The organism is Aeromicrobium sp. UBA7512 (assembly GCF_002476985.1).
GTDB lineage: Bacteria > Actinomycetota > Actinomycetes > Propionibacteriales > Nocardioidaceae > Aeromicrobium > Aeromicrobium phoceense.
Window position 1 is genome coordinate 196,062 of the sequence record NZ_DLNK01000002.1, and the last position, 11,617, is coordinate 207,678.

General features: G+C 71.4%; 13 protein-coding genes and 1 pseudogene. 4 read left to right on the forward strand and 10 right to left on the reverse strand.

Features of this window, described 5'->3' with window-relative positions:
- Window positions 1–3: 3 nt before the first annotated feature.
- The 7 genes from rpsO to hppD form a co-directional block, all read right to left on the reverse strand.
- Window positions 4–267 carry a 30S ribosomal protein S15 gene (gene rpsO / locus B2363_RS01745; protein WP_153303087.1) on the reverse strand — a complete coding sequence of 88 codons (264 nt, stop codon included), beginning with the start codon at window positions 265–267 and terminating at the stop codon, window positions 4–6.
- A gap of 158 nt (window positions 268–425) precedes the next feature.
- Entirely contained in the window at window positions 426–1,358 is a 933-nt protein-coding gene (locus tag B2363_RS01750; RefSeq protein WP_286928019.1) for a bifunctional riboflavin kinase/FAD synthetase, read from the reverse strand.
- Between the two features lie 33 nt (window positions 1,359–1,391).
- Window positions 1,392–2,276: a phenylalanine 4-monooxygenase gene (locus tag B2363_RS01755; protein ID WP_286928021.1), complete on the reverse strand. Its 885-nt coding sequence runs from the start codon at window positions 2,274–2,276 to the stop codon at window positions 1,392–1,394.
- A gap of 20 nt (window positions 2,277–2,296) precedes the next feature.
- Window positions 2,297–3,445 (reverse strand): fumarylacetoacetase, encoded by a 1,149-nt coding sequence (fahA, locus tag B2363_RS01760; protein ID WP_286928023.1) that lies wholly within the window; start codon window positions 3,443–3,445, stop codon window positions 2,297–2,299.
- Window positions 3,442–4,146, reverse strand: a complete 705-nt coding sequence (locus tag B2363_RS01765) for a hypothetical protein (RefSeq protein ID WP_286928024.1) — start codon at window positions 4,144–4,146, stop codon at window positions 3,442–3,444. The genes fahA and B2363_RS01765 overlap by 4 nt, the downstream gene beginning before the upstream one ends.
- The gene (locus B2363_RS01770) at window positions 4,143–5,321 is read right to left on the reverse strand and encodes a homogentisate 1,2-dioxygenase (protein WP_286928026.1); all 1,179 of its coding nucleotides are present in this window, start codon (window positions 5,319–5,321) and stop codon (window positions 4,143–4,145) included. The genes B2363_RS01765 and B2363_RS01770 overlap by 4 nt, the downstream gene beginning before the upstream one ends.
- 11 nt (window positions 5,322–5,332) lie before the next feature.
- The gene (gene hppD, locus B2363_RS01775) at window positions 5,333–6,532 is read right to left on the reverse strand and encodes a 4-hydroxyphenylpyruvate dioxygenase (protein WP_286928027.1); all 1,200 of its coding nucleotides are present in this window, start codon (window positions 6,530–6,532) and stop codon (window positions 5,333–5,335) included.
- Window positions 6,533–6,650: 118 nt separating this feature from the next.
- Here hppD and B2363_RS01780 point away from each other — a divergent pair, with 118 nt between their 5' ends.
- The 4 genes from B2363_RS01780 to B2363_RS01795 are packed head-to-tail and all read left to right on the forward strand — an operon-like array spanning window position 6,651 to window position 9,583.
- Window positions 6,651–7,142 (forward strand): Lrp/AsnC family transcriptional regulator, encoded by a 492-nt coding sequence (locus B2363_RS01780; RefSeq protein WP_286928028.1) that lies wholly within the window; start codon window positions 6,651–6,653, stop codon window positions 7,140–7,142.
- 58 nt (window positions 7,143–7,200) lie between these two features.
- Window positions 7,201–7,518 carry a hypothetical protein gene (locus B2363_RS01785; protein ID WP_286928029.1) on the forward strand — a complete coding sequence of 106 codons (318 nt, stop codon included), beginning with the start codon at window positions 7,201–7,203 and terminating at the stop codon, window positions 7,516–7,518.
- A gap of 24 nt (window positions 7,519–7,542) precedes the next feature.
- Window positions 7,543–8,922, forward strand: a complete 1,380-nt coding sequence (locus tag B2363_RS01790; RefSeq protein WP_286928031.1) for a sensor histidine kinase — start codon at window positions 7,543–7,545, stop codon at window positions 8,920–8,922.
- A 1-nt stretch (window position 8,923) separates the two neighbouring features.
- Window positions 8,924–9,583 (forward strand): response regulator transcription factor, encoded by a 660-nt coding sequence (locus B2363_RS01795; RefSeq protein WP_181755445.1) that lies wholly within the window; start codon window positions 8,924–8,926, stop codon window positions 9,581–9,583.
- Between the two features lies 1 nt (window position 9,584).
- Here the strand turns inward: B2363_RS01795 and B2363_RS01800 are convergent, their stop codons facing one another.
- From B2363_RS01800 to B2363_RS01810, 3 genes and pseudogenes are all read right to left on the reverse strand, one after another.
- Window positions 9,585–10,445, reverse strand: coding sequence for a serine/threonine-protein kinase (locus B2363_RS01800; protein ID WP_286928032.1), 861 nt, complete (start codon window positions 10,443–10,445; stop codon window positions 9,585–9,587).
- Window positions 10,445–10,855, reverse strand: coding sequence for a hypothetical protein (locus B2363_RS01805; RefSeq protein WP_078698439.1), 411 nt, complete (start codon window positions 10,853–10,855; stop codon window positions 10,445–10,447). The genes B2363_RS01800 and B2363_RS01805 overlap by 1 nt, the downstream gene beginning before the upstream one ends.
- A gap of 114 nt (window positions 10,856–10,969) precedes the next feature.
- Window positions 10,970–11,617, reverse strand: a pseudogene (locus B2363_RS01810) (tetratricopeptide repeat protein); the annotation flags it as partial.

Below are 11,617 nucleotides of genomic sequence, written 5' to 3' on the forward strand. Positions count from 1 at the left end.
ATGTCAGCGGCGCAGGCCGAGTCGCTCGATGAGCGAGCGGTAGCGCTCGATGTCCTCGTTCTGCAGGTAGTTCAGCAGGCGGCGACGCTGGCCGACGAGCAGCAGCAGGCCGCGACGGCTGTGGTGGTCGTGCTTGTGCTCCTGCAGGTGTCCGGTCAGGTGCGAGATGCGGCCGGTGAGCAGCGCGATCTGGACCTCCGCGGATCCGGTGTCGCCCTCGCTGGTGGCGTACTCGGCGATGATCTCGCTCTTCGACAGGTTCGCCACCGTGGGGGCAGCAGTCTTCTTCGACACGTTTCTCCTTGGGATGTCCGTTGCACGGCGCGCCCGGGCCTGTTCACCGGGGCACTCTCGTTCCGTGGCCGATCTACGGCAACCATCAGAGTATCAGCGCGGGCCCGCGCTGGGCCAATCGCCATGCGGGGTCAGGCGAGCAGTGCCGCGCGCGCCTGGGCCACGTCGCGGTGCATCTGCTCGACGAGCGCGTCGAGCGAGTCGTAGGCGACCATCTCGCGCAGTCGCGCGACGAACTCGACGCGCACCGGCTGCCCGTACAGCTGGAGGTCGTCGCGGTCGAGCACGTAGGTCTCCACGCGGCGTCCCACCACACCCTCGAAGGTGGGATTGGTGCCCACCGACGTGGCTCCGGGAAGCCGCGTGCCGTCGGGCAGCAGCAGCCGGGTGGCGTACACGCCGTCGGGCGGGACCGCGTAGGTGGCGTCGACCGGCACGTTCGCCGTCGGGAATCCGAGGTCGCGGCCGCGGCGGTCGCCCTCGACGACGACGCCCTCGACCTCGTGGGAGCGGCCGAGCAGCTCGGCGGCGAGCTCGACGTCACCCGCGGCGACCGCGGCGCGCACCCGGGTGGACGAGAAGGCCTCCTCGTCCCCGGCGAGCGCGGACTCCTGCGCGACGAAGCCGTGCTCGGCGCCCGAGGCCGCGAGGGTCTCGATCGAGCCGGAGGCACGACTGCCGTAGCGGAAGCCCTCCCCCACCACGACGGCGCGCGCGTGGCACTGGTCCAGCACGACGGCCTGCACGAACTCGACGGGCGACCAGGAGGCCATCTCCCTGGTGAAGTCCAGGACGCGCACGTGGTCGGCGCCGTGCTGGTGCAGCAGCTCGATGCGACGCTCGAGCGTCGTCAGCCGGACGGGCGCACGGTCGGGCGCGAAGATCGCGACGGGGTGCGGATCGAAGGTGATCGCCACCGTGGAGAGGTCGCCGGCCACGGCGCGCGTGGCGGCGAGCAGGGACTGGTGGCCTCGGTGGACGCCGTCGAAGTTCCCGATCGTCACGGCCGTCGGCTCGGACACCGAAGTGTCGGGAGCCCCGTCGACCGCCTTCCAGATCGCCACGGCGACACTGTGCCACATCAGCCCCGGCCGTCCTCAGGCAGCGACCTTCAACGCGGCGATCGAGTCGTCGGTGCAGGTGTCCCAGAAGCCGCCGACGACGTCCTGGACCTGGCTGAACGACGAGGCCGCGAACAGCACCTCCTGGTAGTGGGTGATGTCGTAGTCGGTCGTGCCCATGTCGGCGAGGTCGAGCGGCCGGATCGCCATGTGGCGGAACTCCTCGATCTCCCCCGGGCTGGACAGGATCCCCGCGCCGTAGGCCTTCAGGCCGTCGGACTCGTGGACCACGCCGAACTCCAGGGTGAACCAGAAGACCTTGCTGACGAACTCCAGCGCCTCGTCGGACTCCACCCGCCGGGCCGCCGCGCCCGCTGCCTCGTAGAGGTCGGTGAACCGGCGGTCGGCGAGCGTGTTCCCGTGCCCGACGACCTCGTGCAGCACGTCCGGCTCCGGCGTGTAGAGCGGCACCGAGTGGTGGCGCACGTACTGCGTCGCCCAGAATTTCTTGTCGGCGAGCGCGCCGTAGAACTCGCGCAGCGGCACCAGGCCCGCCGCCGGCTGGTAGGCGAAGCCGGTCAGGGGCGCGAGCGCCTCGGACAGCTCGTGCAGCTGGGGCACATGGTCCTCGGCCAGGCCGAACGCCTCCTTGCCGTCGAGGTACTCCTGGCAGGCGTACTCCCGGTGCTTCTCGTGCAGGTCGGCGCACACGACGCGCCAGACCTCGTGCTCGTCGTCCGTGTAGTCGATGAGCGGGGCCGGGTCGCCCGGCCTCCACTGCGCCGCCGCCGTCGCGATGCGGTCGCGCCGCTCGCGGTACTCGGGATCCTCCAGCCCGGGATGCCCCTCCCCCAGCTGCACCGAGACGCTGCCGTCGCCCTTGGTGACGATCGGCGCGAAGTACTGGCCTTCCTCGAACATGTCTCTCCTCCCCGTGGCCGTCAGGCCACGACTCCGTCGACCTCGCCCAGCGGCACGAGTCGTCCGTCGTGGGTGCGGGCCGCGGCCGTGATGGTGACGCGGTCCCCGTCGAGCAGGAACGACCGCTCGCTCCCGTCCTCCAGCTTCAGTGGCTCGGTGCCGTTCCAGGTCAGCTCCAGCAGCGACCCGACCTGGTCGCGCTCCGGGCCGCTGACCGTGCCGGACGCGAACAGGTCGCCGGGGCGCAGCGAGGCGCCGTTGACCGTGAGGTGGGCCAGCATCTGGGCCGGCGTCCAGGCCATGGTCGCGAACGGCGGCCGCGAGACGACCGTGTCGTTGATCGACACCGTCAGCTCCAGGTCGAGGCCGTGGCCCGCGGGGCGCAGGTACTCCTGGAGGTCGACGTGAGGGGCCGGCGGGTCGATCCGGGCGTCGGCCAGCGCGGCCCAGGGGACGATCCACGGCGACACCGACGTCGCGAACGACTTGCCCAGGAACGGGCCGAGCGGCACGTACTCCCACGCCTGGATGTCGCGGGCGGACCAGTCGTTCACGACGCAGACGCCGAAGACGTGCTGCTCGAACGCGCCGACGCCGACCGTCGCGCCGAGCTCGGACCCGGCACCGACCACGAAGCCGATCTCGGCCTCGATGTCGAGCTTCGCGCTCGGGCCGAAGGCGATCGTCCCGTCGGCGGTACGCGTCTGCCCGGACGGTCGCCGGACGGGGGTCCCGGAGACGACGACGGTCCCCGCCCTGCCGTGGTAGCCGATCGGCAGGTGGTCCCAGTTGGGCGTGAGGGGCTCGCCGTCGGGCCGGAAGATCCGGCCGACGTTCGTCGCGTGGTGGCGCGAGGCGTAGAAGTCCACGTAGTCGGCGACGGTGAACGGCAGCAGCAGCCGCACCTCCTCAGCAGGGCGGGTCGCCGGCGATCGGGCGACGTGGTCCAGCAGCGCCGACCGCACCGACGCCCACACCTGCGGTCCGGCTGCGAGGAGCTCGTCGAGCGTGCCGGACGTGAAGAGGTGCGCGTGGTCCGGCAGCACGTGCGGGGCCAGCGCGGTCACGTCGAGCACGCGGGCGCCCACCCCGACGCCCACGTGGGGTCCGTCGAGGTCGGGCGCCGTGAAGCTGCAGTACGGCAGCGTGCCTGCGGTGAACTCGGTCATCCCAGCAGCCCCAGCGCACGCAGGTCGGCCAGCGGCTCGTCGATGCTGCACGTGCCGATCGACCGGAACAGGCGTCGCGACTCGCCGAGGGACTCCAGGTCGAGGTCCTCCGCGGCGGACGCCAGCACCGGCGCCGGGTCCTGGCCCCGGGTGGCCGCGACGACCGCGGCCATGACGTTGACGAAGCCGTGCGCGCCGTCGTGCGCGATCGCCGAGTGCAGTCCTGCTGTCAGCTTGAACGCCTTGCCGTGCTCGACGCAGTGCACGATCGCCCCGGCCAGCTCCTCCACCGTCGGCACGTACCCACCACCGCACCGCAGCTTCAGCAGGGCGCCCGGAGGCACGTGGAACCCCGCTCCCCACGGCATCTCGACGGCGATCGAGTGCACCGGCAGGTCGGGCAGCAGGGAGATCGGCCCGCGCAGCTCGGCGGCGACGGGCTCGACCGGCGACCCCATCAGCCCTCGGAGGGCGGGTGCCAGCTCCTCCACGGTGCCCACGACGGAGACGCGCACCGGCCGCACCGCCGCGTCGAGCACCGCCGGCAGCCGCGCGACGTCGCACACGAGCGGCCCGACGTACGCCGCGTCCGGGGTCGACTCCCGGGCGAGGTGGTCCTTGACCGCGACGTCCACCGGCGCGTTCCCCGGCGGGAAGATCGCCGCGTCGTCGAACAGCGCCTCGAAGGCCGCCGTCGTCATCCCCGCCCCCACGAGAGGTGGTAGACCCCGTCGTCGACGGCCCGACCGCCTTCGCCCAGCTCGAGCGGACGGAAGGTGTCGACCATGACCGCGAGCTCGTCGAAGGACTCCGCGCCCAGGCTCGCCTCGATCGCCGAGGGCTGGGGGCCATGGGAGTGACCACCGGGGTGCACCGAGATCGAGCCCTTGCCGATGCCCGACCCCTTGCGCGCCTCGTAGTCGCCGTCGACGTAGAACATGATCTCGTCGGAGTCGACGTTCGAGTGGTAGTACGGCACCGGGATGGCCAGCGGGTGGTAGTCGACCTTGCGCGGCACGAAGTTGCAGATGACGAAGTTGTTCCCCTCGAACACCTGGTGCACGGGCGGCGGCTGGTGCACACGCCCGGTGATCGGCTCGAAGTCGCGCACGTTGAACGCGTAGGGGTAGAGGCAGCCGTCCCAGCCGACCACGTCGAAGGGGTGGCGCGGCACCACGTGCATGGTGCCGGAGAGACCGGCCGGCCCGGAGCCCCGATGCTTCACGTAGACCTCCACCGCGCCCTCGTCGCGCACCTCCGGATTGCTCGGTGCGCGCAGGTCGCGCTCGCAGTACGGGGCGTGCTCGAGCAGCTGCCCGAATCGCGACAGGTACCGCTTCGGCGGGCCGATGTGGCTGTTCGCCTCGATGCAGTAGGCCCTCACCTCGCCGACCGGGACCCAGCGGTGGGTCGTGGCGCGCGGCACCAGCAGGTAGTCGCCCGGGCCGAACGGCAGGTGGCCGAACACCGTCTCCAGCACGCCGCTGCCGGACTCGATGAAGACGCACTCGTCGCCCGTGGCGTTGCGGTACAGCGGCGAGACGTGGTCGCCGACGGCGTAGGAGAGGCGCACGTCGCCGTTGCCGAGCACGAGCCGGCGCCCCCGCACCAGGTCGCGATCGGCGTCGGTGAACAGGTCGTGCAGCTTGAGGTGCCGCGGCAGCAGCGGCTCGTTGGGCGTCGTCGCCTGGTCGGGCAGGTCCCACGTGCGCGCCTCGACGATCGCCGAGGGCACGCCCACGTGGTAGAGCAGCGACGAGTCCGAGCTGAAGCCCTCCTCGCCCATCAGCTCCTCGCGGTACAGCGAGCCGTCGTCCGCCCGGTGCTGGGTGTGGCGCTTCGGCGGGACGAGCCCGGAGCTGCGGTAGTGGGCCATGTGCGGACTCCCTAGAAGTTCCCTCGCCGTGCCTGCTCGCGCTCGATCGCCTCGAACAGCGCCTGGAAGTTCCCCTTGCCGAAGCCCAGGGAGCCGTGACGCTCGATCAGCTCGAAGAACACGGTCGGCCGGTCGCCGATCGGCTTGGTGAAGATCTGCAGCAGGTAGCCGTCCTCGTCGCGGTCGACGAGGATGCCGCGCTGCTGCAGCTCCTCGATCGGGACCCGGACCTCGCCGATGCGCTCGCGCAGGGCCGGGTCGGTGTAGTAGGAGTCCGGCGTCGCGAGGAACTCGATGCCGGCGTCGCGGAGCCAGTCCACGGTGGCGAGGATGTCGTTCGTGGCGAGCGCGAGGTGCTGCGCGCCCGGGCCGCCGTAGAACTCCAGGTACTCGTCGATCTGCGACTTCTTCTTGGCGATCGCCGGCTCGTTGAGCGGGAACTTCACGCGGTGGTTGCCGCTGGCCACGACCTTGCTCATGAGCGCGCTGTACTCGGTGGCGATGTCGTCGCCGACGAACTCGGCCATGTTCGTGAAGCCCATGACGCGGCGGTAGAAGTCGACCCACTCGTCCATGCGGCCGAGCTCGACGTTGCCCACGACGTGGTCGAGCGCCTGGAAGATCCGCTTCGGCGCACCGTCGGGCCGCTTCATCGTGGACGACCGCGCGACGTAGCCGGGCAGGTACGGCCCCGAGTAGCGGCTCCGGTCGATGAGCGAGTGCCTCGTCTCGCCGTAGGTCGCGATGGCGGCCATCCGCACCGTCCCGTGCTCGTCCGTGACGTCGTGCGGCTCCTCGAGGATCGTGGCGCCCTGGGCTCGCGCCTGGTTCACGCAGGTGTCCACGTCGGGCACCTCGAGCGCGATGTCGACGATGCCGTCGCCGTGACGGCGGTGGTGGTCCATGACGGGGCTGTCGGGGTCGACGCCGCCCTTCAGCACGAACCGCACGGCACCGCTCGCCAGGACGTAGGCGTGGTGGTCGCGGTTTCCGGTCTCGGGCCCGGAGTACGCGACGAGGTCCATCGCGTAGGCCGACATGAAGAAGTGGGCGGACTGCGTCGCGTTGCCGACGTTCCACACGATCGCGTCCCAGCCCGTCACGGGGAACGGGTCGGTGGAGGAGTCGTGCTCGACCAGGCCGACCAGCTGCTGGAGCTGCTCGAGGTCGAGGTGCGCGAGGCGCTCGGCATCGGTGAGGTCAAGGCTCATGTGACTCAGGACACACTCATTCGGGCGACTGGGCAACCGGTGCACGCGGGGGTGGTCAGACCTGCCATTTCGCGCACGAACCGCGGTGCCTAGCTGCGCAGATTGCTACGCTCAGGACATGTTGGACCGATTGGACGTCGCCCTCATCGACGCGATGCACGCCCATCCCCGCGTCGGCGACCTCGAGCTCTCGCGCCTGCTGGGGGTCGCCCGCGCCACCGTGGCCTCCCGGCTGCGCAAGATGGAGGAGGCCGGCGTCATCACGGGCTATGCGCCCGACATCGACCTGGCTGCGGCCGGCCATCCCGTGCAGGCGTTCGTCACGCTGCAGATCGTCCAGGGCTCCATCGCCGACGTCACCGAGGAGCTGGAGTCGCTGCCGAACGTGCTGGAGGCGTTCATCACGAGCGGCGACGCCGACATCGTCTGCAAGATCGCCGCGACCTCGCACGAGGACCTGAAGGACACCCTGCTCCACATCAGCGGCTCGGGATCGGTCGCGCGCACCAGCAGCGTGATCGTGCTGTCCGAGCTCGTCCCGGCCCGGGTGCTGCCGATGCTGCGCAAGGGCGCGGCCGACCCTCCCCCTCGCGCCCCCGCGTTCCGCTGAGCAGGACTCTCATCGAGCGCTCATTCGGATCCGGCCCCGGAACCGGGAGAATGGGACCATGCGCTCCCGCTCCCTCATGATCGCCGGCCTGCTCGGTGCGGTGGTCCTCGCGCTGGGCGCCGTGCTGGCGGGGCGCCTGATGCCCGCGTCGGGCACCGACGGGACGGTCGTGCCCGTCGTCATCACCCCGACCGACGCGGCCACGACGCAGACGCCGGCCACGGAGAAGCCCTCGGCGACGCCGCCGACCACCCCGGCGCCCACCGAGCCCAGCCAGGTGAAGCCCACACCGAAGTCCGTCGACGACGATGACGATGACGACGACACCCCGGACGACCGTGAGGACGACGACCGCGATGACCGCGATGACGACTGAGTCGCGCGGCCGGAGCCGGGCGTGGTGAGGCGGCCGCGCGTCGCGTTCTCCGTCCGCAGCCGCCTGATCGTCGCGATCGCGGTGCTCGTGGGCGCCGCGCTGCTCGCCGCCGGCGTCGCGATGTGGGTCGTGGAGTCGCGCCGCATCGACCAGAGCATCGACGCGGCGATCGCGCAGGAGTTCGCCGAGTTCCGCGCCGCCACCGCGGCCGACCCGGGCATGGGCGCCGACGCGCAGCTCGAGTCGTTCCTCGCCCGCACGCTGCCCGACGACGGCGAGATCGTCTGGATGTACCCCACCACCGGTGGGCCGAAGTACATCGGCGACTCCGACCGGAACCTGCTGGACTCCCCTCGCTTCTCGGCGCTCGTGGAGGATCTCCGCGCGAGCGGCGGCCTACGCACCTTCGACGCTGCCGGCGCCCGCTACCGCGTGGGAGTCCTGCCGGTGCAGGAGGGCGACCGCACCGCGGCCCTCGTGGTGAGCCGCGACCGCACGCAGGCCCAGGAGCAGCTCAACGACCTGCTCATCACCTACGCGCTCGTCGGCCTGCTCGCGCTGGTCGTCGTCGTGGCGGCGTCGTCCTGGCTCGCGGGTCGCCTGCTCCGGCCGCTGACCCTCCTGCGCGACACCGCCCGGGACATCAGTGCCGGCTCGCTCGACGAGCGGCTGGAGGTCACCGGCCACGACGACCTCACCGACCTGCAGATCACGTTCAACGCGATGCTCGACCGCCTGGAGGCGGCCTTCGCCACGCAGCGACGCATGCTCGACGACGCCGGCCACGAGCTGCGCACTCCCCTGACCGTCCTGCGCGGGCACCTCGAGGTGATGGCGCCGGACGACCCGGCCGACGTCGAGGAGACCCGGGCCCTGCTGCTCGACGAGATCGACCGCATGTCCCGCCTCGTCGACGAGCTGCTGGTGCTGGCCAAGGCGCGCCGCCCCGACTTCATCCGGCTCGAGCCGGTCGACCTGCCCACCCTCGGCGACGGGGTCGCCGCACGGTGCCGGGCGCTGGCCGATCGCGACTGGCGCACCGACCTGTCCGCCGAGGGTGAGGCCCTCCTCGACGGGCAGCGGGTCACGCAGGCCCTCCTGCAGCTCGCCGACAACGCCGCGCGCCACACGCAGGAGGGCGACCTCATCACGATCGGGTCGAAGTCCTCCCCCACGAGTGTCGAGTTCTGGGTGTCCGACACGGGGCCCGGCGTGCCGCCCGAGCTGCGCGAGGAGATCTTCGACCGCTTCACCACGACCAGCTCGCACGACGGCTTCGGCCTCGGACTGTCGATCGTGAGCGCGATCGCGGAGGCGCACGGAGGCCGCGTGACCCTCGACGACTCCCCCGCCGGCTCGGGGGCCGTGTTCCGGCTCCGGCTGCCGAGGGAGGAGGATCGGTGACATGAGCCGGATCCTGGTGGTGGAGGACGAGGAGCGCATCGCCTCGTTCGTCGCCAAGGGCCTCAGGTCCGAGGGGTTCACGCCCACCGTCGTCTCCGACGGCATCACGGGCCTCGACTACGCCCTCAGCGGCGAGTTCGACCTCATCGTCCTCGACATCGGCCTGCCCGGCATGGACGGCTACACGGTGCTCGAGCGGCTGCGCGCGGAGCGCTCCACCCTGCCGGTGATCGTCCTGACCGCCCGCGACTCCGTCACCGACACGGTCGCCGCGCTCGAGGGCGGCGCCGCCGACTACATGAGCAAGCCCTTCCGGTTCGCCGAGCTCGTCGCACGGGTGCGGCTGCGGCTGCGCGCCACGGGGCAGACGGTCGTGAACGAGGACCTCGCAGCCGGCGACGTGCGGCTCGACGTGCGCAGCCGTCGCGCGTTCGTCGGTGACCGCGAGGTGGACCTGTCGGCGCGCGAGTTCGCGCTGGCCGAGGTCCTGCTGCGCCACCGCGGACAGGCGCTCTCGCGAGAGCAGCTGCTGTCGCACGTGTGGGGCTACGACTTCGACCCCGGCTCGAACATCGTCGACGTGTACGTCGGCTACCTGCGCAAGAAGCTCGGCCCGGAGCTCGTCACCACGGTGCGTGGCGTCGGCTACCGGGCCGGCTGAGTCAGCGACGCAGGCTGAAGCCAGCGAGCCGCGCCGTGGGCAGCGCCGCCATGAGCGGCTCGATCCGCTCGACGAGGTCGAGCGTGGTCGGCCGCGCGGCCGGATCGAACGCGAGACAGTCCATCACGAGGTCGCGGATCGCCCCGGGCACGAAGTCGGGCATGGGCTTCGGGCGGGCCGTCAGCTGCGGCCAGCGGTCCTCGGAGCCGAAGCGCCAGGCCCGGTGGCCGACCGCGGCGCGGTACAGGGTCGCGCCGATCGACCACACGTCGGCGGCGGGACCGATCGGTCCGTGGGCGAGCGGGTCGCACTGCTCCGGCGGCATGTACTCGTCGCTGCCGACCGGGTAGTCGAGCGCCGCGGCGCTGTCGAGGTCGAGCGTGAGGCTGAGGTCGATGAGCTTCGCCGGCGCGCCCATGATCACGTTGCTGGGCTTCACGTCCAGATGGAGCAGGCCGTTCGTGTGCAGGTAGTGCACGCTCCCGGCGAGCTCGAGGGCGAGCGGCAGCAGCTGGTGGAGCTGCACGGGTCCGTCGCGGAAGATGAGGGACGACAGCGTGGGGCCGTCGAGGTGCTCCTGCACCATGTAGGGACGTTCGGCCGCGTCGTCGAAGTCGTACAGGCGCACGATCGACGGGTGCGCCAGCCCGGCCAGCACGTCGATCTCGCGCAGGGTCGCGCCCACGGCGTCGGCGTCGCCGACCAGCTCGGGGCGCAGGATCTTCACCACGACCGGCGCCAGCCGCGACTCGTCGTAGGCCAGCCAGACCTCGTGGTGCAGTCCCCCACCGAGCTCGGAGAGACCCACCAGCCCCGGCGGCAGGTCTGCCGCCGGGGCGCCGGGCGCGAGGTCGTTCGACATCAGTTCGTGCCGCGCGTCTGGGCGGACTGCTTCGACGCGACCGTCTGACGCGACGGGGCGCTCGGGCGCGTCTGCACCGTCTGACGCGACGGGGCGCTGGCCCGCGACTGCACCGTCTGGCGCGACTGCACCGTGTTCGCCGTCGGGTCGTCCGCGGCACCGGCCTTGGTCTGCGCCGAGACCCGAGTGTTGAGGGTGTTCTGGGTCGGGTCGTCCGTGGGGCCCGTGGTCGGATCGGGATCCGGCGTGGGGTCGTCGGTCACGGTGGTCACGACGCCGGTGCTGGTGTCCTCGCGCTTGACCGGATCGGAGGGCGCCCCGACGGCCGCCTGGGCCACGACGACGCCGCCCGTGGTGAGGGCGATGGTTCCTGCCAGGGCCGCGATGCCCGTACGCACACTGTTCTTCATGAGTCCTCCTCGAGAGTTGATGCCTTCACTCTCGCGACCGCTCGTGAGGCCTCCGTGAGGCGTTCGTGAGAGGACTCTCATGAAGTGCCGATCCCGTGTCGGACGCGCAGTGGGTCAGCCTTCGAGTTGGGTGAGTCGTTCTTCGACGTCGGTGAGGTTGTTGGCGTCGGTGCCGGCGACGCGGTGGAACCAGGTGATGGCTTCGTCTGTGCGTCCGGCGGCGAGGAGGGTGTCGGCGTAGGCGTAGCGCAGGCGGGTGACCCAGTCGGCGCGGCCTTTGGTGGTGAGGGGTTCGGATTCGAGGATTTGGAGGGCGGCGTCGAGGTGTCCGAGGTCGCGGCGGGCGCCGGCGATGACGATGGACAGTTCGGTGTTGCCGGCTTCGTCGAGGTGGGCGCGGATGTCGGGTCGGTCGTATTCGAGGGCTTTTTCGGGGCGTTTGAGGGCGCGTTCGGCGTCGGCCATCATGGGGGCGTAGCTGTGGCGGCCGGTCATGCGTTTGGCGGCGCGGAACTCGGCGAGGGCTTCGGCCCAGTTGCCGCAGGCGTAGGCGGTCTCGCCGGTGGCTTCGCGGACCAGGCCGACGCGCATGGCGCGGGCTCGGGCGGCGAGGGCGTGCTTGTGGGCGAGTTCGGGGTCTTCGTGGAGCAGGACGCCGGCCATGACGAGGTGTCGGGCGACTTTCTCGGCGAGCTTGTCGGGCAGGCCCTGGAGCTCTTGGCGGGCGAACTTGTCCAGGTCCTTGGCGCTGACGTCGTCGGG

Bases quoted from the DNA above. Each gene is read 5' to 3' on its own strand.
- B2363_RS01755 (WP_286928021.1), bottom strand. From the start codon at position 2,276: ATGTTCGAGGAAGGCCAGTACTTCGCGCCGATCGTCACCAAGGGCGAC.
- fahA (WP_286928023.1), bottom strand. From the start codon at position 3,445: ATGACCGAGTTCACCGCAGGCACGCTGCCGTACTGCAGCTTCACGGCG.
- B2363_RS01765 (WP_286928024.1), bottom strand. From the start codon at position 4,146: ATGACGACGGCGGCCTTCGAGGCGCTGTTCGACGACGCGGCGATCTTC.
- B2363_RS01770 (WP_286928026.1), bottom strand. From the start codon at position 5,321: ATGGCCCACTACCGCAGCTCCGGGCTCGTCCCGCCGAAGCGCCACACC.
- hppD (WP_286928027.1), bottom strand. From the start codon at position 6,532: ATGAGCCTTGACCTCACCGATGCCGAGCGCCTCGCGCACCTCGACCTC.
- B2363_RS01780 (WP_286928028.1), top strand. From the start codon at position 6,651: ATGTTGGACCGATTGGACGTCGCCCTCATCGACGCGATGCACGCCCAT.
- B2363_RS01785 (WP_286928029.1), top strand. From the start codon at position 7,201: ATGCGCTCCCGCTCCCTCATGATCGCCGGCCTGCTCGGTGCGGTGGTC.
- B2363_RS01795 (WP_181755445.1), top strand. From the start codon at position 8,924: ATGAGCCGGATCCTGGTGGTGGAGGACGAGGAGCGCATCGCCTCGTTC.
- B2363_RS01800 (WP_286928032.1), bottom strand. From the start codon at position 10,445: ATGTCGAACGACCTCGCGCCCGGCGCCCCGGCGGCAGACCTGCCGCCG.
- B2363_RS01805 (WP_078698439.1), bottom strand. From the start codon at position 10,855: ATGAAGAACAGTGTGCGTACGGGCATCGCGGCCCTGGCAGGAACCATC.